The following is a 25,434-nucleotide window of genomic DNA, read 5'->3' as shown; positions in this document are numbered from 1 at the left end:
GGATGCCCTTCTGCCACTCTTGAATGACCTGTTCACCTATCCGATCCTAAAGGACACGGGTTTCTCAATCCTCCTTCGTATTGTATGATGGTAGGTATACATTGCCGGAAGGAGCCTCGCCATTCCTCATGCTGCATCGTCTGAAAATCAACGGCAAAATCGCCATTCTGTCCTCGTGTATCGTGCTCTTTTCGCTGATGATCGGGGGAACGATACTCGTGGGGACCATCATCAGCCTGAACGAGACGGAGACCAGCCGCCGGCTCCTGGTTACGGCGCGAACGGTAGCGCAGCTGCCCGAGGTGACGGCCGGCGATAATCCCGCGGCCATTCAGGAGGCCGCGGAGCGCATTCGCATCATCAACGACGTGACCTACATCGTCGTGATGGACATGAACCGGGTGAGGCTCTCGCACCCGGTTCAATCCAAAATCGGCACGCCCTCGCTCAGTGCCGATGAAGGATCCGCCTTTGCCGAGCACACGTACGTGTCCAAGGCAAAGGGTGAGCTCGGCACGGCACTGCGCGCTTTCGTGCCGGTAATGAATGCCGACCATGTACAGGTCGGCGTCGTGCTGGTCGGGCAGATCATGCCGACCATCGGACAGGTGCTGCTCAATCTGAGCGGGCAGGCTTACGTCATTGTGCTGCTGTCGCTGCTGCCGGGCATATGGTGGTCATGGAAGCTCGCACAGCACATCAAGAAGCAGATGTTCGAGCTCGAGCCCCATGAAATCGCCCGCATTCTCGTTGAACGCACGGCGACGTTCCATGCCATGCACGAAGGGATCATCGCCATTGACAAGGATGAGCGGATTACGATATTTAATGATAAAGCGAAGCAGATCATGAAGATTGAGGGAGACGTTATCGGCAAGCCGATCCGCGACGTACTGCCGGACACCAGGCTGCCGGAAATTCTCGAAATGAATCATCCTGTATACAATCAGGAGTTGTTGTTCGGCACTACACTCATCATGAGCAACCGTGTTCCTATAACAGTGAACGATCAGACCGTCGGTGCGGTAGCGATCTTTCAGGATCGCACCGAGGTTACGCGGATCGCCGAGGAGCTGACCGGGGTCAAGGCGTTCGTCGATGCGCTGCGGGTGCAGAGTCATGAATATATGAATAAGCTGCACACTATCGGCGGGCTCATTCAGCTGGGTAATAAAGAGAAGGCGCTGGCCTATTTATTCGAAATTTCCGAAGAAAAGGAAGAGCTGACCCGCTTCCTGAGCCAGAAGCTCAAGAATGACAGCGTAACCGGGCTGCTGCTCGGCAAGATCAGCCGGGGCAGTGAGCTCGGCATTCAGGTCGAAGTAGACCGGCAGAGCCGTCTTGAGCATTTTCCGAGACTGCTGGATCATCATGATTTCGTCATATTGTTAGGAAATTTGCTCGAGAATGCATTTGACGCCCTGCAGTCCGTATCGCGTACGGAGAAGCGAATCTTCGTCAGCATTGAACAGGACGACGAGGTGCTCTCGATCCTGGTGGAGGATAACGGCGTCGGCATCGATCCTCATATCCGCGACCAGATCTTCAAGCAGGGATTCACCACGAAGGGAGTAAGCGGCCGCGGCATCGGTCTGTATCTTATCGCCGGTATTGTGCAAAAAGGCGAAGGCACGATCCATGTCGATTCGGTTCCGGGTGAGGGGACCAGCTTTCTTATTTCATTCCCGATGAAGCCGCACAGCAGAGACCCAGGAGCCCCATCGGAAAGCTCCGATTCATAAGAAACCAGATGATGATGATTGGAGGAAGGCGGGAGAACCCTATGACAAAGATATTTCAGGTGCTGTTAGTAGAAGATGACCTTATGGTACAGGAGGTGAACCGGCAGTTCGTGGAGCAGGTCGAGGGCTTCGCCGTAGCAGGGGTTGCCGGCACCGGCACGGAAGGCATGGAGCGCATCCGGGAGCTGAAGCCGGATCTTGTGATTATGGACATCTACATGCCCCAGCAGGACGGCATCGAGACACTGACGCAAATCCGGCAGGAGCAGCTCGCTGTGGATGTGATGGTCATCAGTGCGGCCAATGATCAAAAAACGATTCAGCGGATGCTTCAATACGGCGCCGTAGACTATATCATGAAACCGTTTAAATTTGAACGGGTCCGGCAAGCGCTGGAGCATTACCGCAGGATGAAGCTGGCGCTGGAGCATAGCGGCACGATTTCGCAAAGCGAGCTGGACCGCATGCTTCAACGGGGAAGCGACCGTCCTCCGGCTGCTTCGGAAGCAGCGTCGGCTGGCAAGCATACCCCCACCGCAGACGCCTGGCTGTCGGCAGCCGAGCTGCCCAAAGGGCTGCAGGCCGTCACGATGAAGCAAATCGTCCAATTTCTCGTACAGCAGCCCAGCCCGCTCTCGGCAGAGGAAGTCGCGGAAGGGGTCGGCATTGCGCGGGTGACCGCCCGAAGATACCTTGAGTACCTGGAGAAGACCGGAAAGGTCCGTCTTGACCTGCAATACGGGGTAGGCCGCCCGGTCAATAAATATGTGCTGGCCTCCCGATAGAGGCGGTTCTTGGTTGCCGCAAGGCCGCCCCTATGGACTGCCCCGGATGAATCAGACCTTCCTTGCTTTGAGCATCATATAGCTCCCAACGAACTCCTTAAGCCTGCCACCCTCGCTACGCACTCCCAGCTGCTTTCTTACCTCCGCCGGCCAGCCCAGCATATCCGCCTCTAACTGATCCTGTACATCCTTAGGGACGTTCATGCGGGCGCACCACGACTCGAAAGCAAAAGGTTTATCCGATTGCTGCAATTGCTCTAGCCGCAGCCCGGCCATTTCCGTCCGCCGAACCCACTCCGTCTTTTTCCAGGCGCGAAAATGGCTCGGATCTCTCCGCTTTTCCACGTCGTTATACAGCGTGTCGAGCAGATCCGGCTCCAGAGCCACGTTATCCATCAGCATAAAGCATCCGCGCGGTTTCAGCACGCGAGCGGCCTCCTCAACAAACCGGTCTGCATCGGGAAAATGGTGAGCGGCAATACGGCACGCTACCAGATCGAACGACTCATCCTCAAAAGGCAGATGCTCCGCATCACCCTGTACATAGGTTACGTTAACCGCGCCTTTGCTGCGGATGAACGCCTCTGCTTCCCGCAGCATCTCCGGCGTCATATCCAGCGTCGTCACTTCCCGAACCGCCCCGGCCAATGCGAGCGCGCAATGCCCTCCTCCTGTAGCGATGTCCAGTGCGGATTGAGCCTGCTCCTCCTTGACCCAATCCCCTAGCAGAGTCAAATCATGACCTGATGCATGACGCGGACTGCTCACATACTTGGCCGCATTTGCTCCGAATTGCGCCTTCACCTGCTCCTTGATATCCATACCTAATCCCGCCTCTCCATTTAGTTTCATTAGATGAAACTTAGTTTTGAATAATGAGATGATACTATAAAAATATCGCATTGGCTGTGGTTTGTAAAGATGTGGCACAAGCCCAATTTTACTAGGAAGCCTTCTTATGTAATCTGCCTATCTATGGAAACACAAATAAACCCCACAAAAGGGAGACCATGGCTTAGAAACGGGCTCAGCTGCTTCTTTTGTGGCGTGCCCCGAAATCTATAATGGTATAGTCCATAAAAAAAACGCAGGCCCCAGAGCAATCCGCTCCCGCCTGCGTTCTTGTATACAAGGTTATTTCACCACATCGTACCCTTGATCTTCAATTGCTTCTTTAATGGCCGTTTCGTTCAACTTCTTCTCATCATAGGAAACGGTCACGGTTTTGTCCGGCAAGCTCACGCTGCCGTTAGCTCCAATCTCCTTTAATGCGCCTTCTATAGAGTTTACACAGTGGTTGCAGGACATCCCTTCCACCTTCAACGTAATGGTTTGCATTCTAATCACTCCTCTCGAATTGATTATAATATACCCCCATAGGGTATGTCAATTACTGTTCCTTTATACCTTCCTTAAGACCAAAAAGACCAAAAGCACCAATATGGTCAAATGATTCACATTTCCTGTTGTAAGCGATAACATAAGGCCTACAGAAGCAAACTTTGAAAGGGAATGTAAACGGCTACAACGTTTCGTGAAGCGCCCAAAGCTCCGAAATAAGCCGCTTCCCATTAATAATCATAACGGCGGGCTCCCGCATGAAAGAGGGGTACTTATGAGAATCAACTTTAAAAACCTGACCGTTCAAGTGCTGATTGCCATCGTCATCGGTATTTTGATCGGTCAACTGTTCCCGGCCTTCGGGGTTCAGCTCAAGGTCTTGGGCGATATATTCGTCAAACTGATCAAAATGATCATCGCTCCCATCGTCTTCTTCACCATCGTCATCGGCTTCGCCAATATGGGCGATATGAAGAAAATCGGCCGCATCGGCGGTAAGGCCCTGATCTACTTTGAACTCGTAACGACGTTCGCGATGGCTATCGGGATTGCGGTTATGTACATTATCAAGCCCGGCTCCGGCATGGATATCAGCAACGTCGGCAAAAATGCGGCGGATGTAGCGAAATACGCCAAGCAAGCGGCGGAAACGCCTCACGGCTTTATGGATTTCGTCCTCAGCATCATTCCTGACAGCGCTGTCGGCGCCTTGGCCAAGGGGGAAATGCTGCCCGTCCTGTTCTTCTCCGTTCTGTTCGGCTTAGCCATGGCAGGATTGGGAGATAAAGTCAAACCGGTAACCGTTTTCTTCGAGAAAGTGAACGATATTTTCTTCCGGCTCGTCGGCATCATCATGCGCTTCTCTCCATTTGCCGCAGGTGGAGCCATGGCCTACACGATCGGCAAATTCGGTATCGGTTCCCTGTTCTCGCTAGGCAAAATGATGGGCTCCGTCTACATTACGATGTTCCTGTTCGTTGTTATCATCCTTGGTGCCATTGGCAAGCTGTACGGCTTCAGCATCTTTAACCTGCTGAAATTCATTAAAGAAGAGATTTTGCTCGTACTCGGCACTTCGTCATCCGAATCTGCTCTTCCCCGCTTAATGCAGCGTCTCGAGAAATACGGCTGCTCCAAGTCTGTTGTCGGCCTTGTCGTTCCTACCGGTTATTCCTTTAATCTGGACGGAACCTCGATTTACTTGTCCATGGCGGCTTTGTTCATCGCTCAAGCTTATGGCGTCGAGCTGACCTGGGTTCAAATTTTGACCGTGCTGGGCATCCTGATGCTCACCTCCAAAGGCGCGGCAGGCGTTACCGGGTCCGGCTTCATCACACTCGCCGCAACCTTGTCAGCCGTTCCGGGGAATGTCATTCCTATCGAAGGCATGGCGCTGCTGCTCGGTGTCGACCGTTTCATGTCCGAAGCGCGTGCCATTACCAATCTGATCGGGAACAGTGTAGCGACCGTCGTTATTGCGAAGAGCGAAAAGCAGTTCGGTCTCGCGGAACCGTCCGTTACGCCTGAGAGCAGCGGCTTCACCGCTAATGACAGCAAGCTTGCAGGAGCAACGGAAGCGTAAGCTGGACTTCTTTAACCCCTCAATTTCCTTCGGGACATTGGGGGGTTCTTTATGATCATAGCAAAATAACCCCATAAAGCAGGAAGAAGCCAGGCTCAGGTACTAGCCGGAAAGCAGCCGGAAGAGCATACCTGCCGAAGTACCAAAGCGATTTTTCAGATTATAAGGTTTCTTGACAGAAGCAAGGAGAGGGGCTCTCCCCTCTCCATTCTGCTAGGAGCAATATTGCGCGTCATAAATATCGGCCTTGTATTCGGGATAATAGTAGAGATAATTGTCGGCCGCCGCTTTAGCCGAGGTGTAATCATCGTAGGGACCCAAGGTTCCGATCGGCGTTGTGCCAGACCAATTGACAAGATCAATGTCTACAAAATATTTGTATTGATTGCAGGTGCATCCGGGACATTGCCAGCGGCCGTCGGCAAAGGCCGGCACGGCCGACGTCGCAAACATGGTCAAAGCAAATAAAGCAGCTGCTATTCTTTTCAGTTTCATCATTTCACCCCCTTCCATTATTTAGTATAATTTCGCTAGGGTGTGAACATTCCTCCTCGTCATAATCATCAGATCATATCCTTCACCGACTGGAAATAAGTGTCCATTTCCGCTAGTCTTATAAGATACAAGCCTATTCAGGGGGGATATCGCATGCAACCGATATTGGAAGTAGATCACGTAACCGGAGGCTACAGCCGCCAGCAGCCTGTTCTGCATGATCTGAATTTCCGGGTGCAGCCCGGGGAAATGGTCGGACTCATCGGCTTGAACGGCGCCGGCAAAAGCACGACGATCAAGCACATTCTTGGACTCATGCAGCCCCATCAAGGGGAAATTCGTCTAAAAGGAAAAACGCTGGCCGAATCGCAGGAGCAGTACCGCCAAACCTTCGCCTATGTTCCGGAAAGCCCGCTCTTATATGAAGAATTGACCGTTCAGGAGCATTTGGAGCTGACGGCCCGCGCCTACGGCGTAGACAAGGGCTCCTTCCAGAAGCGGATCAAGCCGCTCCTGGAGCAATTCCAGATGGACGCTTTGACCGGCCGCTTGGCCTCGCATTTATCCAAAGGCATGCGGCAAAAGGTGATGATCCTGTGCGCCTTCCTCGTAGAGCCGGAGCTGTACATCATCGACGAGCCGTTCCTCGGGCTGGATCCGCTCAGCATGAGGTCTCTGCTCGATTTGATGGTCACTGTCAAGCAGAGCGGAGCAGCCATCTTGATCAGCTCGCACATCTTGGCAACGATCGAACGGTACTGCGACGAATTTCTCGTCATGCATCAAGGCAAGCTCATCGTATCGGGGACGGTAGAGACGCTGCAGACGGCAGCGGGGATGCCATCTGCTCCGCTCGACGATGTATTCTGCAGCCTGGTGACAAGGGGCGTAAACCGCTGATGGATATGAAAGCCATGTACCAACGCCGTTCGGCCGAATTTCTTAAAGAAATTCGTCCCTATCTTCATTACGCTTTACAAAGCCTGATTATGTCTGCCGTCGCCGCATTCCTGCTCTTTTCCATTGCATACCGGTTGTTTCTCGGATGGGTGACGCCGGCATTTCCGTGGGAGCTGGTGTGCGGAGCTGTCCTGCTGCTGCCGCTTGCAGGCGGCAAAATACGCACCTATCTGCAGGATGCCGACATTCTGTTCCTGCTCCCTCATGAGCGCGGAATGAACGCTTATTTGAAGGCTGCGATGCAAAAGGCGCTTCTGCTTCAATCCGCCGCCGTCGTAGCAGCCTGGGGGCTCGTATGGCCTTTGTATGCCAAAATGACGGCGTCCGGCGGAGCCCGGTTCTTCCTGATTCTCGTGATCTGGCTGCTGTTCAAATGGGTCATTCTTTACGGCAAATGGGCCGAGCTGCAGCTTCAAGAGGCGGGCACAAGAAGATGGTTCGCGCTTCTGCGCTGGATAGGGACGGCGATATCGGCATACGGCATGATCACCTGGAAGCTGCCCTACAGTGTCATGGTCCTTGCGGCAGGCTCCATCGCCTACCTTGCTCTGCTTCGGGTGCCAAGCAAATATGTGGTTCATTGGATGCTGCTGATCGATTGGGAGAAACGGCACCGCGCCGGCGTGTACCGCATATTGAACTGGTTCATCGACGTACCGCAGGTGCAAGGTAGAGCAAGAAATACCCGCATCCCGACATCCTGGCTGCAATTCATTCCTTTCCGGGCCTCTTCCTCGTATACGTATATGTATACGCTGATCTGGCTTCGCTCCGAGCTGCTTGGAATTACCTTCCGGCTTACGGTCTTGGGAATCGTCATTCTCGCTTCCCTGCGCAGCGAATGGGCTTCGATCACGGCTTATCTCGCCTTTGCGCTGTTCGGAGCGCTGCAGCTGGCCGATTTGAAGCGATATTACCGGGTGCATATATGGCATCGCATCTATCCTTTGCCGGACGGGCTTCTCCAGCGATCCGTCAGCTCTGTCCGCCGGACCCTTCATCTTGCCATGCTTCTGCTGCTGGCCATTCCGCTGTGCTGGACCCTGCGGACCCCGCTGGAGGCTCTCGCTTTGTTCCTGCTAACCGCAGCTGCGTCCTGGTTGTATCATCGGTACAAATAGAGCTTTGACAAAAATAGATGTTGTTTGCCGGCGTCTTATCGTATAATGTACCTGCAATAACGCGAGACAAGAAAGGAATGGAATTCATGCGACCTACTCCTGCTATAACGAGAGCCCCGCGCCCTCGCGGCAGATTCAAACGAAAAGCCATGTGGGGAGCCGGCATCCTCGTTCTGCTTCTGATCGCCTGTGTCGGTCTGTCCATCTATGTCGGGTGGAAGCTCACGCATCCTGTCCGCCAGCCGCTGAAGGAAACTCCGGAACAGTACGGCATGGCGTTCGAGCAGGTGCAATTTCCGAGCAGGACGCATGATGTCGATCTTAAGGGCTGGCTTCTGCCAAGCGAATCCTCCCCAGCCAAGCTGAACATCATCATGGCGCACGGCTATCGCAAGAACCGCCTGCAGACGGATGCCGAGGCGCTTAAGCTGTCCAAAACGTTTGTAGAGCAGGGTTACAACGTACTTATGTTCGATTTTCGCAATTCCGGTGAATCCGGAGGCGAACTGACAACCGTAGGCTATCTGGAGAAATACGACCTGCTTGGAGCTATAGATTGGATGAAGGCTAATCATCCGGAGCCTATAGCTTTGCACGGATTTTCCATGGGAGCCAGCACCGCGCTGCTCGCAGCAGCGGACGAGCCCGGCGTCGCCGGTGTGGTTGCAGATAGCCCGTTCAATCATTTGACCCGCTATCTGAAGGAGAATTTGCCGGTCTGGTCCCATTTGCCGAATATTCCGTTTACGCCGCTGATACTGGGCATTTTGCCGCAGCTTACCGGGATTGACCCCGATCAGGTGGACGGATTAAGTGCGGTGGATCGAATTTACCCTAGGCCTATTTTGTTTATACATAGTCCCGATGATCATTCGGTTCCGTATCCAAACAGCGAAACGATGTGGGCCAAGCATCCGGACCGTTTTGAGCCGTGGAAGCCATCTGGTGCGGATCATGTAAAAAGCCATGCGGTTCACCCCGAGGAATATGAAGATAAAGTCCTGCAATTTTACAGCCGGCTTGAACAGCCGCAGCAGCAGTAATGCAGGCTAAATAAGAGAGAAGCTCCCCCGGATAGTCCATTTTCCGTAAATGGGAAAGCCGCGGGAGCTTTTTTGTCCGATCGAAGCTTATATTATCTTGACGGAGCGGCCGCGCTCGGAAGGGACGATTTGCAGAAGCCCCAGCTGCTCCAGCGAGGTCAAGGCTTCAAGCAGCTCCTTGCCTTCGAATTCGACCCCCTCGTAGACCAATAAATCGACCAGCTCCAGCATGGTAAGCTCATACCCCTTTTGGAGATGATTTTGTACGAGGGCTATCAGCTCCCTGGTCAGCAGCTTCTCCTGATTTGCCATGAACCGGGAACGAATCGCCGAAAGCTCGCTGTTGAACTTGTCACGGTAAGATGAAGCGATGTCCTTCTCCACCTCCTCCGGCACCTCCAGCCCCTTTTCACGAAGCACCTCGAAGATAGAATCGACATGCTCCGACGCCTCCTTCACAAACCGGTTGAGCGATTCCAGAATGTGTTCGTTGTAGGACCTTGTATCATGCCGCAGCGTAATCAGCTCCTCTTTCATTTTGCCGAACTCGTCCACCTTCTCGCTGATTTTGATGAGAGCCTCCTGAACCATCCGGTTTTGAGCAGAAGCCTCGTAGGCTTGAATATAGGAATATACCATGGCGACTACCGCCAGCAAGATCGTTGTGAACGCCGAACCCAAGGAAATCTGGTCTATCACCTCGCGTGAAGTATGGAACTTCCAAACTCCGACGGCAATCAGCAGGATCGTCATATCGACAATAACAAATCCGTACAGCAAATCCTTCTTGCTCATTCTGTCCGTTAACGACTGCAGCCGGTTCATTATTCCTCCCTCCCTTCCTCTAAAACTTTCCCTATCTCGTCCAGCCTCTGAACGGCTTCCTGCACACTCTCACAAATCGGCATCAGAAGCTCCAACTTGGCTATTGCAAGCAGCTCCTTCATCAGCTCATCCTGTACAATAACAGCCACACCTCTGCAGTCCTTGCAGTAGGTTTGCACAAAATGAACAAGAACGCCCAGGCCCGTACTATCGATTAAAGCCAAGCCGGACAGGTCGATCATATACCCTTCGGCAGGCCTGACTGCGCGGCGCAGCCCTTCCTTCGCCCTGCTTTCGTACCCGTAGGTCAGCTTGCCTGTCAACAAAATATAGAGATAGGCCCCGACCGGTCTGCTATGGTAATGGATAGGTATACCCTTGCCGCTCCCTTGGGGGTCGTACATGATGCTGCTCATAGGCATCACCTCCTTTTTTCCTTAATTGAATCGTCATCGTACCGTCCTCTTTCTGGTCAAACGTTAGCTGATCCGACCACCGCTTGGCGATCAGAAGCCCGCGGCCCCTTTCTTCCAGGAGCAGGTCCTCCATGCATAAGCTTTTTTTGCCATGAATAGCCTCAGCCGCCCCAGCTGCCGATTTATTCGTAATCGTAACGATAACTTCCCCTTCCTCCACCTCCATCCTAAGCCAAAGCGTGTTGTCCAAGCTCAAAGCATCCTCCCCGTTCATTTGCTGCCGTCCGGCGGCTTCGACCGCATTAATGACCAGCTCGTGCACAGCGCAGCACAGCCTGCGGTAGTGGGCAATACCCGTATACTTCATAAAGCTTTCTGACATTTCATCCGACATATCTATGAACCGTTGGCATGGGGTACCTTCCATCGTGATGAAAACCATTCCTGTCACTCCCTATCGATCGTTCTGAGATTGTCCATCCTTAAGATCCATCACTATGACGCATATATCGTCTGGCCTATAGGCTATATTGCTTAACTCCGCCTCCAGCTGTGCCATAAAACAATCCGAGTCCGCTCGGCTGCAGTCCCGGAGCAGCTGCTCTATTCTCTCCGCCGTTACACTGGGTGAAGATCCGAATAGCTCAAACAAACCGTCGGTAAAAAGGACTATTCGGGCTTGCTCCCGATAAGTAAACACTCCTCTATCGAAGACGGCCGCAGGATCGATGCCAAGAGGCATCCCCCCGGATACCAGCTCCGAGATCCGCTCCCCGTCTTCCAGCATCATTCCGTACGGATGGCCTGCATTGACATACTCCACCCGTTTGCCCAGCGCATCCGCTCCCAGACAAATAGCCGTGCAGTAGAGGGCGTCCCCCTCCCTCTCTCCGGAACGAACCAGCTCACAAATTCGCGAATTCAGCCGGCTCATCATTGCCCTCGGGTCTTCGAGGCTCGGAAGCAGCGTCTGCAAGAAAGCGTGCATGTACATGCCGACCAGAGAGGCGGATACACCGTGGCCCATGACATCCATCAAGACGACCCGCGCTCCATGCTCCTGCTGCAGCGTCCACATGTACATATCCCCCGATACTTGCTCTGACGGAAGATGCAGTCCCTTGATCGCAATATATGGGGTTCGGACCGGCTTGGGCAGCACCGATTGCTGAATTCGCTTGGACAGCTCCATGTCGCTTCGCCTCTCCTGATCCATTCGCACTCGCTCAGCTGTGACCGTCTGCGGCAGCTCAGCGGGCGATCCTGCTCGCATCCAAACTCCGCTCAGACGATACAGCATAACAAAGCCTATCAACCCCCCACAACCGTATACCAAGGAGATGAAGAAACCATAGAAAAGAAGGGTCTGCAAAGACGGCGTCCCTGCCGGTTCGAGGAATAGCAGCAAGGGAAGAAAGAGCGGTATCCCCCATTGTGAAAATACGAAAATGAGCGTCAGCACAATGCCAACGCCGGTTACGCAGGCTATCAATTCTCTCCTTCTCTCCTTTCTATCAACGTTCTGCCTTTCTATCACCGTCTTGCATTACTAGAATATGAGACTCCATAGAGAATGGTCTCCATGAATGGACGGGTCATTTTGTCATACACAGACAAAAGGCCGTCCTCGGAGTCATAAGCTCCAAGAACGGCCTTGCCTGTTCATCATGCCACTAGCTGTATATGATTTTTTGCCCGATGCGGGATGATTCATAAATATCCATAACAAGGCGGAACGCCTTGTACCCTTCAGGACCGTCAAGCCAGAAGTGCTTGCCTTGCAGTATATGCTCATAGAAATCGCGAATCTGGAACTGATGGCTGACGCCCCAATAAGCTTTTTCTCCCAGGTCGTTCTTGAGCGGCTCCGCGAGAACGGTCTGCTTGCCGTTTTGATCCAGATACAGCGTATCTCCGCGCTGCGACAGGACGGCATTCTCGAAGATCAGCTCGACTTCGATAGGCGTGCTCTTGCCGTATGCATTCGTTGCATAAAAGACGGCTTTTACATCGTTCTTGAATTGAATGAACGCATGAGCGGAGTCCTCCACCTCAATGACACCCTCGAGCGAATCGTTGGAAATGCTGCCCTTGACGATGGCGATGTCCCCGCCTAACCATTGGAGCAAATCCAGCGTATGAATCGCCTGGTTGATCAGTACGCCTCCGCCTTCGGTAGCCCATTTGCCCTTCCATTCCGTTTCGTAATAAGCAGGTCCGCGGGACCAGGTGACGATGCCCTTCATGCACAGCAGCTTGCCGAATTCCCCGGACTGAACCGCCTGCTTCATACGCTTGGACGATGGGTTGTAACGATTTTGGAAAATAACGCCCAGCTGAACATCCGTATGCTCTTTGGCGGCGTCCAGCATCGTTTGGGCGGAAGCCTTATTCTCCGCCATCGGCTTCTCCGTCAGTACATGCTTGCCTGCCTTCAATGCGTCGACTGTCATGGGAGCATGCAGATAGTGGCCTGTACAAATATGAACCACTTGGATATCATCGCGCTTCAGCATTTCCTTGTAGTCGGTGTAATAATCGCATCCGTATGCTGCCGCCGCTTTTTGCGCCAAGCTTTCGTTGACGTCCACAACGGCCTTTAATTGTGCCAGCTCGAGGCCTGCGATAGCCTTCAAATGGACGCTCGAAATAGAACCGCACCCGATAATGGCTGTTCCCAATGATTTCACGTTTTCACCTGATTTCTTATAGGTTGCGCGCCGAATGGTAACACGCTTTCATTTCTATTTTATAATGAGCTATAATAAAAACAAATTCCTTGCATGAATTGCCGTATTTATTGCTTTTTTTGACTTTTTGTCCGGAGGTGCACATCCATGCGTATTTCCCATCAAATAGAAGGAATTCATTACGCTCACAGGCGAACGGAGCATCCCCTGAAAATGGATTTCCATCTTCACGACCGCTTTGAAATCTACTTCTTTATCCGCGGCGATGTCCATTATTTTATCGAGAAAAAGGTGTATCCGTTAGCCTACGGCGATCTGTTGGTCATGAACAACCGAGAGCTGCATAAAGCGACATTTCAGTCGCATGCCCCCTACGAGAATATTGTCATTCATTTTGATCCCGAAACCGTTCGGCAGCTCAATTCATCGTTTTCCCTGGATCTGCTGAACTGCTTTACGAACCGTCCCCTTGGAGAACAAAATAAAATCCAGCTGCTCCCTCATCAATTGGAGGAGCTGGTCGCTTTGTATCAAAAGATCGATTCCTTGTCCGGCGACCCGTCCGACGGATCGGATATCCTGCTCTCCGCTTATACGATAGAGCTGCTCGTGCTGCTTAACCGCGCCTTTATGCACAATCTGTCTCCGATCCCGTCGTCCATCGTTCCGGAGAAGCTGGCTCCTGTGCTTGATTATATCGATCATCATCTGGATCACGATCTATCGTTGGAGGCACTCGAACAGCAATTCTTCATGAACCGCTATTATTTGAGCCGGTTATTTCGCCGTAGTATCGGAAGCACCATCCATGAGTATATTTTGCTGAAGCGGATCGCACAGGCCAAGAAGCTGCTGAATGAGGGGCATAATGTGACCGATGCCTGCCAGCTGTCAGGATTTAATGACTATTCCAATTTTATTCGCATGTTCAAGCGGATCGTCGGTGTCCCGCCAGGACGGTACCGGAAACAAGGGTAATCGGGTCGGAAAGTCTCCCATAGCCATCAGTTGGACTTCCCTATTGACGAGATTTACGGTGCATAGTAAGATGGTCCGAGACAATTGATCGTTATTCCGATGCCATTACTCTATATTTTCACAAAAGGACGCTGCTTACATTGAATCTGAAAATTATCGCTATTTGCTTTTATTTAATGCTGATTTACTGGCTTTCCCAACAAATCCCGAGCATCAAAATGATTTTTTATCCTACGCTGGGCGCCTTTTCTTATTTGTTTATTACCCGGGCCTTCTCGTTCAAGGATTTCGGCAAAATGATTGCCGGGGCCTGTACAGCATCTTTGGTCAGCTCCGCCCTCTACCTGTCGCATACAGGGATGATTTCCTTTTTGGCGGCTACGCTGCTGACGATTATCTTGATCCAAAAGTTCAAGCTCAATGCACCGCCGGTGCTGGCCATCGCGCTTGTCCCCTATTTTGCCCAGCCGGACCACCTGTGGACGCTGCCTCTTGCCGTGCTGATTTCCTTGAGCGGCTTGCTGCTGCTGCTCTCCCTCACACAGCTTATAGAAATAGCTGCCGTGAAAAAGGAGCTTCCCTGGGGGAAAAGAAAAAGCGGCTCTGTTGATGCCAGCAGCTGATGCTTCAACCCTACATAATATTCCCTGCCTGATAAAGCCCGTGCTTTATCAGGCTTTTTTGCGTTCTTCGGACAGCTATGCCCGCCAAGAGCATGATGCATCAAATTGGAAATTCGGGAAATAGTAAGCATACATCTTTTATAAAAGAGGTACCTATGGGAATGCTCAAAAAGTGGATGTCTCTTTGGCGGCATAGTAAGCCGAAAGCAGCAGGAAATGAGCAAAGCATCGGACAGGGGCAGGACGCCTCCTTGCTCTCCCCGCAGTTGGAGGTTAATCTTCAGGCGATCCGTTCCCGGCTCGGAGCAAGCTCCGACATCATCATTCGCCAGCTCTCGAATCAGGATCAGCATCGGTATGCTCTCATTTATGTCGACGGACTGGTGGACACGCCAACCGTCAATCAGCTGATTGCCGAAATTTCCAAGCTGTCCGAGCTTACAACCACTCCCGATGACACCAACGGGTTCTATTCCTTTCTTCAGCAGCAGGCCATTTCTGTCGGCGGGGTGAAGGAAGCCTATAAGCTGGAGGAAATCTATCAGGCTCTATTCAACGGCATGACCGTTATTTTATTGAACGGCTGCAGCACAGCCCTGACTGCAGACACCGTGGGCGGCAATATGCGCGGCGTAGAGGAGCCCAGCTCTCAGACCGTGATTCGCGGGCCGAAGGAAGGCTTCACGGAAAATTTGCGGATCAACACCTCTCTGATAAGGCGCAAAATCAAGTCGCCCGATCTTCGTATCGAGCTAAAGGTCATAGGAACGAGAACTCAGACGAATGTAGCCGTCATTTATTTGATGGGTGTGGCGGATAGCCAGGTCGTTGCGGAAGTCCACCGTCGGTTGGATACCATCCATACCGACAGCATACTGGAAAGCGGATATATTGAGGAATTCATTGAGGATTCCCCCTTCTCGACGTTTCCGACGATTATGAACACCGAGCGTCCCGATGCGGCTGCGGCGGGGATATTGGAAGGGCAAGTTATCATTGTTGTTGAAGGGACGCCCTTTGTCCTGCTCGCCCCGGTGACCTTCTTTAAATTTTTTCAATCCAGCGAGGATTATTACCAGAGATACGATATCGCTTCGTTCTTAAGACTGATCCGCTTCGGCTCGTTTCTCATTTCCATGCTGCTTCCTTCACTCTACATCGCAATCACGACCTTTCACCAGGAAATGCTGCCAACCACGCTCCTGATAGGCCTAGCCGCCCAACGGGAGGGCGTGCCGTTCCCTGCACTGCTAGAGGCGCTGCTGATGGAGCTGACCTTCGAAGTGCTCCGCGAGGCAGGCGTCCGAATGCCGCGTGTCATCGGCCCGGCCATTTCGATCGTAGGGGCGCTGGTTCTGGGACAGGCTGCCGTACAAGCCGGACTCGTCTCCGGCGCGATGGTCATTGTCGTATCGTTTACGGCCATTTCCAACTTTGTCATCCCGGCTATTAACATGGCTATAGCCGCACGGCTGATCCGCTTCTCGCTCATGCTCCTCGGGGCAACCCTCGGGCTGTTCGGCATTATGTCCGGCCTAATGGTGCTGCTCATTCACACGGCAAGCATACGCTCCTTCGGGGTACCGTACTTGATGCCTCTTGCCCCGCTGGTAAAGCGAAATTTAAAGGATGTATTCATTCGTATGCCATGGTGGAAAATGAACACTCGGCCGGGATTCATCTCTGCAGACGCTGTCCGGGAAGGAAACGATCAAAAACCGTCGCCACCCAAGCCAACGTCCAAACCTTAAAGGAAGTGGGAGGAGGACTCATGATTCAAAAAATATCATCCTTTCAAGCCATCCTGCTGGTTATGAGCTCTATTATCCCTACAGCCATATTGACGGTTCCGAGCATCGTCGTTCAAGCATCCGGCCAGGATGCGTGGATCTCACTCGCCTTGGCCACCGCTATTGGAATAGGTGTTGCCTATATGACCGGTCAGATTTGCAGACAAACCCCGTCCTCGTCCGTGTCGTTCGTAGACTGGCTCTCCCTTCGCCTTGGCACCTGGGCAGGGACCGGGACCGGCTTCCTGCTGGGCTATTATTACTTTATCGCGACCTTAATCATTACTCGGGAATTCGTGAATTTTTTGGCGGAAAATGTGCTTACCAGAACGCCGGTCTTCGTCCTGCTCCTCGTTACTATAGCCGTTGCCATGTACGCCGTAAGCTGCGGAATTGAAGTGATTGCAAGGATTAATATCATCGTCTTCATGATGTCCGTTGTCGTTCTGTTTATCACCACCATCCTGGTGCTCAAGGACATTCATCCCGAGTTTCTGCTTCCCGTTTGGGAGCATCCGATTTCTACGATAGTGCAAGGCGGCTTCATTCCGTCCAGCTGGCTGTCCGAGGTATCCGTCCTGCTGATCCTTGCGCCTTTTCTGAACCGATCTGCCGAAGCGGGAAGAATCGGATCATGGGGGATCATTCTTACAGGCATTGAGCTGGGACTGATTGTCGTCTCAGCCGTCACCTTATTCGGACCTCGCCTGGTTTCGCTGATGTCCTATCCTACTTTTAATGTAATCAGCATCATCCGGCTGGGGAGCTTTCTGGAGCGGATCGATATTTTGTTTATTTCCATATGGATTTGTCTGATGTATGTAAAAATATCCATTTTTATGTTTTGCGCCCTTCACTGCTTTATCCGGACGTTCCACGTTCGTAACGAGAAGCCCTTTTCCTTTGCCCTTGCTTTATTTGCGCTGCTTAGCACATATTATTTTTGGCCGAGGTCATCGGACTTCATCCACTTTACCATGTACCCGTTAACCCCTTTTATTTTGACGTTCAATGTCTTGCTCCCGCTCCTGATCTGGCTTGCTCTAAGCCTCTTCAAGCCTAAAGCTATGGAAGGAGGTAAGCTCCCGTGAAAGCTTGCGCCTTATGCTGTCTTCTCGCTTTGTTATGCATCCCTCTAAACGGCTGCTGGAACCGGACCGAGCTGAACGAGCTCTCCATAACCTCAGCCACCAGCATGGACAAGGAGGGGGAAGATTGGATCATATCCTACCAGGTGGTCATCCCTTCGGCCATATCGTCTGCCAGCGGCATTACCGGAGGCGGAAGCAGTCAATCGCCCGTATCCGTCTTCTCTACCCGCGGCCGCACGATTCGGGAAGCAGTAAGTCAGAGTACGACGGAAACTCCGAGGCAAATCTTTTTTGCGCACAATAATATTCTCATCCTCAGCGAGGAGGTAGCCCGTCACGGCATCAGCGAAATTCTCGACCTGCATTACCGTAATCCCGACGCCCGCGAAACGGTGAGCATGCTGATTGCAAGAGGGAAGGCGCGCACCATTCTCGAACAACTGAGCCATCTGGAAAAAATCCCGGGCCAGAGCATACGCCAAACGATGTTAAACGAAAGCCGAAATGGCTCTATGCTGCCAGGAGTGATGATGTACGAGCTCGCCATGTCTATGACAAGCGACGCGAAGAGCGGGATCATCCCGGAAATTCTGCTAAGCGGAGGTAAGGGTGAAACCTCTATGGATTCTTTGAAGAAATCAACGTATCTCTCCAAAGTCAGATTGGGCGATCTGGCCGTCATGAAAGGAGATAAGCTGACAGGCTGGATACCACAGGAGCAGGGGCTTGGGGTATCGTTCATTATAAATAAAGTAAAATCAACCACTCTCTCCTTCTCCTGCATGCCGTCAGGGCAAAAAAAGTATAATTCCTCCTTCCGGTTGCTATCGTCCAAGACCAAGCTGCGTCCCCGCATGGCAAACGGGCATTACATCATGGAGGTAGATATTAAAAGCAAAGGCCATTTGCTTGAAACCGAGTGTAATCTGGACCTGTCTGATCCCAAGGTGGTCAAGGAGCTTGAGAAGCAGCTGCAAAAGGAGGTTACGCAACTGGTGAATGCCTCTTGGCAAACCGTGCGCAAGCTCCGGGTTGACATTCTGGGCTTTGCGGATATCATTCATCGAACCTACCCTAAGGAATGGAAACGGATGAAAGATGATTGGGAATCCGAATTCGCCCAAATCGAGCTTAAGCCTTCCGTACGCATTTCAATGGACAGAGTGGGGCTCAGCAACAAATCATTCAAGAATTTGAACAAGGATAAGGAAGAATGATAGATGCTTGTAACGGGATGGCTTGCATTCTACGCTGCGGTTCTATTTCTCGGTATCCGCTCTATGCTCAAGCAAGGTTCTGCCCGGGAGCTTTTCTTGTATGCAGGTCTCATCGGATGGTGTGCTTATTTAACCCTCAGTAAGCTGTTCGACTGGCCGCAGCTGTCGGTTATCGCCCCCGTCCAAATCCTGTTTTTACCGGTAGGCAAATGGATAGAACATGTGATGGGAGGCCCGACGACCTGATGACCATGAACACGGTACGCATATCCACCAACCAAATCGCTTACATGATCATCCTGTTCGAAATCGGCAGTACGCCCTTGTTTTTCCTGGGGAGCAAGGCCAAACAGGACGCATGGCTGGCCATGGCATTCGCTGCGGTCTTCGGGCTTCTGCTTTTACAGCTCTTTATTGCGATCCAGCGCAAGGAGCCCGGGCTCAATCTGACTCAAATGCTGATCCTCCATTACGGCCGCACCATCGGTACGATTCTCGGATTGCTGTACGTTCTCTACTTCAGCTATGAATCGATGCGCAATGTCCGGGATTTCGGGGAGTTTATGTCCATGTCGCTGCTGACGAGAACCCCGATGATTGTAACCATGATGACTGTTCTGATTATAGGGGCTTATGGCGTATACAAGGGGATAGAGGTCATCTTTCGCATCTCTGAAATTTTATTGCCCTTGGTTGTTTTGAGCTATGCCTTTCTGCTCTTTCTCTTGCTTGTCGCCAATATCGTTCATTTCGAGAAGCTTGCTCCCATCATGGAGAATGGGCCCCTGCCTATTCTCAAGGCCGCATTCCCTGACATCGTCTCGTTTCCGTTCGGACAGACGATTGTCTTTTTGATGCTATGGTCATCAAACAGCGAGCAAACCGTTCCTCTTAAGCCCTACACGGCCGCTTATGCCGCCGTTGCCTTGTTTCTGATTTTTATGAATGCAATCATTATAGCCATTCTGGGTTCAAGCCTTGCAGCTATGAGCTCTCTGCCCTTTCTGCAGGCTGTGCAGCTGATCTCCATCGCGCGTGTTTTTGAGCGGCTGGATGTTTTTGTATCGCTCCTAATCTATATCGGCCTGTTTATGAAGATGATCCTCTTCTATTTATGCGCGGTGATTAGTCTGGCCAGCATGACCTCTATCGCCTACCAGCGATGGGTGTGGCCGGTTGGGCTGCTCATTTTAATCGCCGCCTTTTTGGAGCCTAACTATACGTATCACATTTCAATAGGCTTTCATGTAAGTCTCAAGCTGTTCCCGATTTTTCAAATCCTCATCCCGGTCATCCTCTATGCAACTATGATGTTCAAGAAAAGAAGAAGACTAGCGTCCGGCTTGCCTTAGGGCAAGCCGAGCATTTTTCCGCTATACAGATTTACCCAACAACCTGGTCTTACCCCTCCCCTAATGTTTGAGCTATTCCATTGTATATCCCTCTTTTCCGACTAAGCTCCACTACACTATTATTTATTGGCAACGCGGCATAGATATAGGAACAGGGAGTATGAACGACCGGAATGACAGAGTATACTGTGGGAGGTTATTCGCATGGCCATAAAACCGCCTCTATTGCTGCCCGGAGACACTGTTGGAGTCGTAAGTCTAGGTAGCCCGCTTCCTGCCGCCGATATCAACAATGCAGTAGCGATATTGAGAACTATGGGGTTCGAGGTTGTTCTCGGCAATTATGTCTACGCCGATAACGGATTTTTGTCGGGGACCGATGAGCAACGGGCATTCGATCTGATGAATATGTTCGCCGATTCCAAGGTACGGTTGATATTGCCTGTCCGAGGGGGCGTAGGCATCGCGGGAATACTGCCTTATCTGGATTACCGCTTTATCGCCTCGAATCCGAAAATTTTGTCCGGATACAGCGATGTCACCGTACTGTTGAATGCATTGTATCAATTCAGCAATTTGATTACGTTCTCCAGTTTAATGCTGCTTAACTTTCGAACGGACACGCCGCCTTACAATTTCGATCAATTTTTCGGCTTGATCTCATCTACGGCCTACCCCAAGACGATTCAAAATCCTCAGGGAATACCGATGGTGTCCAAAGTACCCGGCAACGTAACGGGACCGATCGTAGGCGGTAACCTTACCTCCCTCGTAGACACGCTCGGCACCCCTTATGAAATCGATACCCGCGGATGTATCTTGTTCCTTGAAGAGACGCACGAGCAAATCAACCGGGTATACCGGATGATCAATCATTTGAAGCTGGCCGGCAAATTCGCCGATTGCATCGGCATCGTTATGGGGGAATGCACCAATTGCGAGGCTTCCTACGGCAAAACTTACGACGATCTCATCAATGAGGTCATCGTCCCGCTCGGAAAACCGCTGCTTACCCGTCTCTCCGCAGCCCATGGCATCTACAAGGCCGCCGTGCCGATCGGCGCAACCGTCAATCTTGATACCGTCAATACTGCATTAACCATAACGGAGCCTACGGTAAGCGCTCGTTAGAGCTGTCGTAGGATATTTTACGAGCTTCTTAGAAGCCATCCGCCTGCTCTCCGGCAAATAGGGCTTCACCTGCCTTCAACCGGCTTAGACTCGCAGCTCTGCGCGTTAAAGCCGGACTTTGGCATGCTCCCGCCGCTTTTCACCCCACTTTCACAGCCCCCTTCTTTTGGTAGGCTTGCTTCGATCTTTTCTTGATAAGGTACTATAAAAAGTTAGTACTCTTCTTTTGCATGCGCTGCGTATACAATACAAGTATCAATTAGCACCAGGTATTAAGAGCCAGTCCAACAAAAGAGGAGTCGATCACGATGCCTATCCTTATTGCAATCCTGAAGATGATATTCCGCCTATGCTTTAAATTGAAAATAACCGGCCTGGAGAAGCTCGACTTCAGCCGGCCGACCATCCTTATGCCGAACCATGTATCGCTTCTGGACGCGGTCCTGCTGGCCGCATATTTGCCGGATGAAGCTGCATTTGTGGTCAACACCAAGATCGCCAAACGGTTCCGGCTAGCCCTCAAGCTTCGCAGGCATATTACCGTAGACCCTTTAAATCCGTACTCCGTCAGAACTATGGTTAAGACAGTACAAAGCGGCGTGCCGCTCGTGCTTTTTCCCGAAGGACGCATCACTACAACCGGCGGATTGATGAAAATTTATACCGGCATTGCCTATATAGCATTAAAAACAGGCGCGCGCCTCGTTCCGATCGCGATTAACGGCGCTGAGCGCTCCAAGCTGTCTTATATCGGCAGCAAAATAAAAACCGTATGGTTTCCGGAAATCAGCATTCAAATCGGCGATGCCTTCGCCATCGAAGCTCAGCCGAACCAGTCCATGAAAAGGCAAAAGGAGCAAGCGGCCGATACGATTATGCTGGCGCTTCAAGAGCTGTTAACGCAGAGCAGGCTGAAGCCGAATATCAACTTGTTCGACGAGCTGGTCTATCAGGCCTCTCTCCATGGAAAGCAGCGAATCATCTGCGAGGATCTTACGCAGCGCCTCACGTACAGCAAGCTGATCACGGCCTCACACATCTTTGCCCGCAAGCTGGAGCCTGCCCTGGCATCCCAGCCTACGGCCGGCGTGCTGCTTCCGAATTCGATCGGTCATGCGATCGCTCTATTCGCCCTGTTTCGGCTTGGAATTACCCCGGCCATGATGAATTTCTCATCCGGACAGCAAAGCCTTCTCGATGCATGTGAGACTGCAGGCTTCAAGACGATCCTTACCTCTCGCCAATTTATCGCAGCCGCCAAGCTGGAAGCGACCGCCGCGGCGCTGGCCGAACGGTGCCGCCTCCTCTACCTTGAGGATGTCAAAGCATCCGTCGGGCTGACCGATAAGCTTGCGGGTCTGTTGGATCGCTGGACCGGGCGAAAAGCCGCTCAAGGGGTGCGAGAGGTCATCCTGTTCACCTCAGGCAGCGAGAGCAAGCCCAAGGGCGTCGTTCTCGGACACGAGCAGCTGTATGCCAACATTCATCAGGCCAAAGCCGTCTTTGATTTCAACTCATCGGATATGTTGTTCAATGCGATGCCGATGTTTCACAGCTTTGGCCTTACCGTAGGGACTTTGCTGCCGCTGCTTACCGGCGTGCCGGTCATTCTATACCCGAGTCCCCTGCATTACCGTGTTATTCCGGAAATCGTATACGACCGCAAGGCGACGATCCTGTTCGGAACCTCCACCTTTTTGGCCGGTTACGGCCGGGCTGCACATCCGTATGATTTTCATACCCTGCGCTACGTCGTAGCCGGGGCGGAGAAGCTGAAGGAGGAAGTAAGGGAGATGTGGGGCCGCAAATTCGGCATCCGGATCCTGGAAGGCTACGGCACGACCGAGGCGTCGCCGGTCATTTCGATCAATTCCCCTCTCGCCTATAAGGAGGGAACGGTGGGCCGGATTCTGCCGGGCTTGCGCTGTAAGGTCGAGCCCGTACCCGGAATTGAAACGGGAGGCAGCCTTCATATTCAAGGACCTAACGTAATGAAGGGCTATATGATTCACGGCAAAGGCTTTGTCCCCTGCCCGGAATGGTATGACTGCGGCGATATTGTGGAGCTGGACGCACAAGGCTTCGTAACGATACAAGCCAGATTGAAGCGATTCGCCAAAATCGGCGGAGAGATGGTCTCTCTCCAACAGGTGGAGGAGCTGGCCGCTGCATGCTTCGACGATCCGGCGCTGTCTCTTGCAGCGATAAGCGCGCCTGATGGACGCAAGGGCGAACGGATCGTGCTGTTCGTGACGAAGCCGGGCTGCAGCCTTCAGCAGCTGAAGACCTATATGGCGTCCAAAGGCTCTTCTCCGCTGCTGTGCCCGTCGCGTATGGAAACGATAGATAAGCTCCCGCTGCTCGGCAGCGGCAAAACCGACTACGTAAACTTAACCAAGCAATTCAATGCTTCTCTACACAAAGGAGTGGAATCCCATGAATCCCAGCCTGCCAATGACCAAGGAACCGGCAGCGAAGCTAACCCGGCCTAAAGCCTTAAATGCGCTGTACGTCACCCAGTTTTTATCAGCCTTCGCCGATAATATGTCTCTGCTCGTAATATCCGGGCTGCTGACTCATAACGGCTTTTCCGCCGAATCACTGGCCTTGGTGAGTATGGCCTTCTTTCTCCCTTACATTCTGCTTGCTCCCTTCGTCGGGCCCTTTGCGGATAAATATCCTAAGGCTATGGTTCTTGTGGCCGGCAATGCCCTTAAGCTGCTCGGCATTGCCCTGCTCCTCATAGTAGATTCCTCCAGCATCGTGATGCTTATGCTATGTTATTTTACCGTCGGCATCGGAGCCGTCGTCTATTCACCCGCCAAGTACGGGATTCTGCCTGAGCTTACTGCCAATGAGCAGGAGCTGTTCAAGGCGAACTCCCGAATTGAAGCCTATACCATTCTGGCCATTCTCACAGGGATCGGCGGAGGCGGAGCCATCGTTGCCGCCGCCCCATCCATCGTATCGGCTCTGGTGTGTGCCGGTCTGTACGCCATATCGCTGTGCATGACGTTCCGGATCCCCAGAATTCAAGGGGACTCGACGATTCAATATTCTCAAGAAGCATTGCGGTTTTACAAAAGCGCTGCGCAATTGTTCCGCAACCCGGTGACGCAATTTTCCCTTATCGGGACAGGAGCCTTCTGGATGAGCTCCGCTGTTCTCCGGACTGCTGTCTTAGCCTGGATTCCAATCTCGCTAGGCTTTCGCTCCGATGACGTTCAAGTATCCCTAATCCTTGCCACGACATCCATAGGCATCATTGCCGGTGCTTTCCTGGCGCCCAAGCTCGTTCAACTCAAGCAATTTTTCAGGTCCGTTCATTTCGGCTATATTATGGCGGCGCTGATCTTCGTTTTCCCCTGGATTCACAGCACTCCGGTTGCCATCGTTTTACTGCTGGCCGTAGGCTGTATGGGAGGCATCTTTATCGTCCCCATGAATACGGTACTCCAAGAGGAAGGCTTGCGCATCACCGGAGCCGGGAAAACGATAGCCGTACAAAACTTGGTGGAGAACAGCTTGATGCTGGCCGGGTCCGGTTTGTACTATGTCGCCGTCGATCTGGGGCTATCCATCTCTGGTGCCATCGCACTTCAAGGCGGCATCCTGCTTCTCTTCCTTTTGTTGTTAAGCTTCCGAATGCGGAAGCTCGGAGCCTGATACGTTCCTTCGTTCCCCCTTTCGCCATATTGGCGGAAGGGAGTTTGTTTTTTGAACCTAATAGGCTTGCAAATTGAAAAACACTCCTTCAAGGTATACCCCTCCTCCGTATATAACGTAGCTCCCAAAAAAGCAGGTTTCTCAATCAGCCTGGATTTATCAAGAAATGAGGCTACATCCCGACATTCTCCTTATCAGCGAATTTTTTTATTATGCGCCCATTGACATACCCCATGGGGGTATATTATAGTGTATGTATCAGCAACAGGTTGGCATAATAAAAAATGACATTTTATGATGTGTTCAAGGAGAGGATAAATATGAAGCAAACTATTTTACAAGTTGAAGGAATGTCCTGCGGGCATTGCGTGGGGTCGATAGAAGGCGCGTTAAAGGAGATTGGCGTACAAGGAAAGGTCGATTTGGCATCCAAATCCGTTTCGATTCAATATGAAGAAACGAACGTGACCCTTGCTTCCATTAAAGATGCTATTGAAGCTCAAGGCTACGACGTGAAATAATCGGCACTGCCCGGCAAAATGATGGATGGCCTATTTTTTTTCATCAAAATATACCCCCTAAGGGT

25 protein-coding genes are annotated in these 25,434 nt (G+C 52.0%); 17 read left to right on the top strand and 8 right to left on the bottom strand.

Annotated elements, in window-relative coordinates; all coding sequences use genetic code 11:
• Positions 1-128: 128 nt before the first annotated feature.
• Together B1728_RS31535 and B1728_RS31530 are read left to right on the top strand one after the other, a co-directional pair.
• Entirely contained in the window at positions 129-1,742 is a 1,614-nt protein-coding gene (locus B1728_RS31535; RefSeq protein WP_079914399.1) for an ATP-binding protein, read from the top strand.
• A 50-nt stretch (positions 1,743-1,792) separates the two neighbouring features.
• The gene (locus B1728_RS31530) at positions 1,793-2,527 is read left to right on the top strand and encodes a response regulator (RefSeq protein ID WP_079914479.1); all 735 of its coding nucleotides are present in this window, start codon (positions 1,793-1,795) and stop codon (positions 2,525-2,527) included.
• A 51-nt stretch (positions 2,528-2,578) separates the two neighbouring features.
• Here B1728_RS31530 and B1728_RS31525 read toward each other — a convergent pair whose 3' ends face one another.
• Positions 2,579-3,349 (bottom strand): class I SAM-dependent methyltransferase, encoded by a 771-nt coding sequence (locus B1728_RS31525; RefSeq protein WP_079914398.1) that lies wholly within the window; start codon positions 3,347-3,349, stop codon positions 2,579-2,581.
• 312 nt (positions 3,350-3,661) lie between these two features.
• Complete coding sequence (locus tag B1728_RS31520) at positions 3,662-3,865, bottom strand: copper ion binding protein (RefSeq protein WP_079914397.1); 204 nt, start codon at positions 3,863-3,865, stop codon at positions 3,662-3,664.
• A 277-nt stretch (positions 3,866-4,142) separates the two neighbouring features.
• On the opposite strand from B1728_RS31520, the gene B1728_RS31515 reads away from it, so the two are divergent.
• Positions 4,143-5,450 (top strand): dicarboxylate/amino acid:cation symporter, encoded by a 1,308-nt coding sequence (locus tag B1728_RS31515; protein WP_079914396.1) that lies wholly within the window; start codon positions 4,143-4,145, stop codon positions 5,448-5,450.
• 213 nt (positions 5,451-5,663) lie between these two features.
• On the opposite strand, the gene B1728_RS31510 is transcribed toward B1728_RS31515, so the two are convergent.
• Positions 5,664-5,948 (bottom strand): hypothetical protein, encoded by a 285-nt coding sequence (locus B1728_RS31510; protein WP_144028074.1) that lies wholly within the window; start codon positions 5,946-5,948, stop codon positions 5,664-5,666.
• Between the two features lie 150 nt (positions 5,949-6,098).
• Here B1728_RS31510 and B1728_RS31505 point away from each other — a divergent pair, with 150 nt between their 5' ends.
• The 3 genes from B1728_RS31505 to B1728_RS31495 all read left to right on the top strand — a co-directional run bounded on the left by B1728_RS31505 (position 6,099) and on the right by B1728_RS31495 (position 9,069).
• Entirely contained in the window at positions 6,099-6,845 is a 747-nt protein-coding gene (locus B1728_RS31505; protein ID WP_079914394.1) for an ABC transporter ATP-binding protein, read from the top strand.
• A complete protein-coding gene (locus B1728_RS31500; protein ID WP_079914393.1) occupies positions 6,845-8,026 on the top strand; it encodes an ABC transporter permease in 1,182 nt (393 codons plus the stop codon). The genes B1728_RS31505 and B1728_RS31500 overlap by 1 nt, the downstream gene beginning before the upstream one ends.
• Positions 8,027-8,112: 86 nt before the next feature.
• Entirely contained in the window at positions 8,113-9,069 is a 957-nt protein-coding gene (locus tag B1728_RS31495; RefSeq protein WP_256865595.1) for an alpha/beta hydrolase, read from the top strand.
• An 87-nt stretch (positions 9,070-9,156) separates the two neighbouring features.
• On the opposite strand, the gene B1728_RS31490 is transcribed toward B1728_RS31495, so the two are convergent.
• The 5 genes from B1728_RS31490 to B1728_RS31470 all read right to left on the bottom strand — a co-directional run bounded on the left by B1728_RS31490 (position 9,157) and on the right by B1728_RS31470 (position 13,000).
• A complete protein-coding gene (locus tag B1728_RS31490; RefSeq protein WP_079914392.1) occupies positions 9,157-9,894 on the bottom strand; it encodes a hypothetical protein in 738 nt (245 codons plus the stop codon).
• Positions 9,894-10,310, bottom strand: coding sequence for an STAS domain-containing protein (locus tag B1728_RS31485; protein WP_079914391.1), 417 nt, complete (start codon positions 10,308-10,310; stop codon positions 9,894-9,896). Before B1728_RS31485 ends, B1728_RS31490 begins: the two co-directional genes overlap by 1 nt.
• Complete coding sequence (locus B1728_RS31480) at positions 10,249-10,752, bottom strand: ATP-binding protein (RefSeq protein ID WP_079914390.1); 504 nt, start codon at positions 10,750-10,752, stop codon at positions 10,249-10,251. The genes B1728_RS31485 and B1728_RS31480 overlap by 62 nt, the downstream gene beginning before the upstream one ends.
• Positions 10,753-10,764: 12 nt before the next feature.
• Complete coding sequence (locus B1728_RS31475; RefSeq protein ID WP_079914389.1) at positions 10,765-11,802, bottom strand: PP2C family protein-serine/threonine phosphatase; 1,038 nt, start codon at positions 11,800-11,802, stop codon at positions 10,765-10,767.
• 181 nt (positions 11,803-11,983) lie between these two features.
• Positions 11,984-13,000: a Gfo/Idh/MocA family protein gene (locus B1728_RS31470; protein WP_079914388.1), complete on the bottom strand. Its 1,017-nt coding sequence runs from the start codon at positions 12,998-13,000 to the stop codon at positions 11,984-11,986.
• Between the two features lie 147 nt (positions 13,001-13,147).
• Here B1728_RS31470 and B1728_RS31465 point away from each other — a divergent pair, with 147 nt between their 5' ends.
• The 11 genes from B1728_RS31465 to B1728_RS31415 all read left to right on the top strand — a co-directional run bounded on the left by B1728_RS31465 (position 13,148) and on the right by B1728_RS31415 (position 25,369).
• Complete coding sequence (locus B1728_RS31465) at positions 13,148-13,978, top strand: helix-turn-helix domain-containing protein (protein WP_079914387.1); 831 nt, start codon at positions 13,148-13,150, stop codon at positions 13,976-13,978.
• A 140-nt stretch (positions 13,979-14,118) separates the two neighbouring features.
• Positions 14,119-14,601, top strand: coding sequence for a hypothetical protein (locus B1728_RS31460; RefSeq protein WP_079914386.1), 483 nt, complete (start codon positions 14,119-14,121; stop codon positions 14,599-14,601).
• Between the two features lie 155 nt (positions 14,602-14,756).
• Positions 14,757-16,352, top strand: coding sequence for a spore germination protein (locus tag B1728_RS31455; RefSeq protein ID WP_256865594.1), 1,596 nt, complete (start codon positions 14,757-14,759; stop codon positions 16,350-16,352).
• Between the two features lie 20 nt (positions 16,353-16,372).
• Positions 16,373-17,482 carry a GerAB/ArcD/ProY family transporter gene (locus B1728_RS31450; protein WP_179136279.1) on the top strand — a complete coding sequence of 370 codons (1,110 nt, stop codon included), beginning with the start codon at positions 16,373-16,375 and terminating at the stop codon, positions 17,480-17,482.
• On the top strand, positions 17,479-18,699 hold the full coding sequence (locus B1728_RS31445) for a Ger(x)C family spore germination protein (RefSeq protein ID WP_079914384.1): 1,221 nt from the start codon (positions 17,479-17,481) through the stop codon (positions 18,697-18,699). The genes B1728_RS31450 and B1728_RS31445 overlap by 4 nt, the downstream gene beginning before the upstream one ends.
• Before the next feature lie 3 nt (positions 18,700-18,702).
• Positions 18,703-18,945 (top strand): hypothetical protein, encoded by a 243-nt coding sequence (locus B1728_RS31440; RefSeq protein WP_079914383.1) that lies wholly within the window; start codon positions 18,703-18,705, stop codon positions 18,943-18,945.
• Complete coding sequence (locus B1728_RS31435; protein ID WP_256865593.1) at positions 18,945-20,051, top strand: GerAB/ArcD/ProY family transporter; 1,107 nt, start codon at positions 18,945-18,947, stop codon at positions 20,049-20,051. The genes B1728_RS31440 and B1728_RS31435 overlap by 1 nt, the downstream gene beginning before the upstream one ends.
• A gap of 204 nt (positions 20,052-20,255) precedes the next feature.
• Entirely contained in the window at positions 20,256-21,182 is a 927-nt protein-coding gene (locus B1728_RS31430) for a S66 peptidase family protein (protein WP_079914382.1), read from the top strand.
• Positions 21,183-21,490: 308 nt separating this feature from the next.
• Positions 21,491-23,674 carry an AMP-binding protein gene (locus B1728_RS31425; RefSeq protein WP_079914381.1) on the top strand — a complete coding sequence of 728 codons (2,184 nt, stop codon included), beginning with the start codon at positions 21,491-21,493 and terminating at the stop codon, positions 23,672-23,674.
• Positions 23,619-24,848: a lysophospholipid transporter LplT gene (gene lplT / locus B1728_RS31420; RefSeq protein WP_256865592.1), complete on the top strand. Its 1,230-nt coding sequence runs from the start codon at positions 23,619-23,621 to the stop codon at positions 24,846-24,848. The genes B1728_RS31425 and lplT overlap by 56 nt, the downstream gene beginning before the upstream one ends.
• Positions 24,849-25,168: 320 nt before the next feature.
• A complete protein-coding gene (locus B1728_RS31415; protein WP_079914380.1) occupies positions 25,169-25,369 on the top strand; it encodes a cation transporter in 201 nt (66 codons plus the stop codon).
• Positions 25,370-25,434 lie beyond the last annotated feature (65 nt).

The sequence above is a fragment of the Paenibacillus sp. 32352 genome (genome assembly GCF_002042965.1).
GTDB classification, from domain to species: domain Bacteria; phylum Bacillota; class Bacilli; order Paenibacillales; family NBRC-103111; genus Paenibacillus_S; species Paenibacillus_S vulneris.
Note: the sequence above shows the minus strand (reverse complement) of the source record. Positions and strands in the feature narration are given on the sequence as shown.

Excerpts from the sequence above, each read along its gene's own strand:
- B1728_RS31465 (WP_079914387.1), top strand. The coding sequence starts at position 13,148 with ATGCGTATTTCCCATCAAATAGAAGGAATTCATTACGCTCACAGGCGA.
- B1728_RS31505 (WP_079914394.1), top strand. The coding sequence starts at position 6,099 with ATGCAACCGATATTGGAAGTAGATCACGTAACCGGAGGCTACAGCCGC.
- B1728_RS31495 (WP_256865595.1), top strand. The coding sequence starts at position 8,113 with ATGCGACCTACTCCTGCTATAACGAGAGCCCCGCGCCCTCGCGGCAGA.
- B1728_RS31455 (WP_256865594.1), top strand. The coding sequence starts at position 14,757 with ATGGGAATGCTCAAAAAGTGGATGTCTCTTTGGCGGCATAGTAAGCCG.
- B1728_RS31525 (WP_079914398.1), bottom strand. The coding sequence starts at position 3,349 with ATGGATATCAAGGAGCAGGTGAAGGCGCAATTCGGAGCAAATGCGGCC.
- B1728_RS31430 (WP_079914382.1), top strand. The coding sequence starts at position 20,256 with ATGGCCATAAAACCGCCTCTATTGCTGCCCGGAGACACTGTTGGAGTC.
- lplT (WP_256865592.1), top strand. The coding sequence starts at position 23,619 with ATGAATCCCAGCCTGCCAATGACCAAGGAACCGGCAGCGAAGCTAACC.
- B1728_RS31425 (WP_079914381.1), top strand. The coding sequence starts at position 21,491 with ATGCCTATCCTTATTGCAATCCTGAAGATGATATTCCGCCTATGCTTT.
- B1728_RS31535 (WP_079914399.1), top strand. The coding sequence starts at position 129 with ATGCTGCATCGTCTGAAAATCAACGGCAAAATCGCCATTCTGTCCTCG.
- B1728_RS31485 (WP_079914391.1), bottom strand. The coding sequence starts at position 10,310 with ATGAGCAGCATCATGTACGACCCCCAAGGGAGCGGCAAGGGTATACCT.
- B1728_RS31515 (WP_079914396.1), top strand. The coding sequence starts at position 4,143 with ATGAGAATCAACTTTAAAAACCTGACCGTTCAAGTGCTGATTGCCATC.
- B1728_RS31490 (WP_079914392.1), bottom strand. The coding sequence starts at position 9,894 with ATGAACCGGCTGCAGTCGTTAACGGACAGAATGAGCAAGAAGGATTTG.
- B1728_RS31440 (WP_079914383.1), top strand. The coding sequence starts at position 18,703 with ATGCTTGTAACGGGATGGCTTGCATTCTACGCTGCGGTTCTATTTCTC.
- B1728_RS31510 (WP_144028074.1), bottom strand. The coding sequence starts at position 5,948 with ATGATGAAACTGAAAAGAATAGCAGCTGCTTTATTTGCTTTGACCATG.
- B1728_RS31435 (WP_256865593.1), top strand. The coding sequence starts at position 18,945 with ATGACCATGAACACGGTACGCATATCCACCAACCAAATCGCTTACATG.
- B1728_RS31480 (WP_079914390.1), bottom strand. The coding sequence starts at position 10,752 with ATGGTTTTCATCACGATGGAAGGTACCCCATGCCAACGGTTCATAGAT.
- B1728_RS31520 (WP_079914397.1), bottom strand. The coding sequence starts at position 3,865 with ATGCAAACCATTACGTTGAAGGTGGAAGGGATGTCCTGCAACCACTGT.
- B1728_RS31500 (WP_079914393.1), top strand. The coding sequence starts at position 6,845 with ATGGATATGAAAGCCATGTACCAACGCCGTTCGGCCGAATTTCTTAAA.
- B1728_RS31450 (WP_179136279.1), top strand. The coding sequence starts at position 16,373 with ATGATTCAAAAAATATCATCCTTTCAAGCCATCCTGCTGGTTATGAGC.
- B1728_RS31415 (WP_079914380.1), top strand. The coding sequence starts at position 25,169 with ATGAAGCAAACTATTTTACAAGTTGAAGGAATGTCCTGCGGGCATTGC.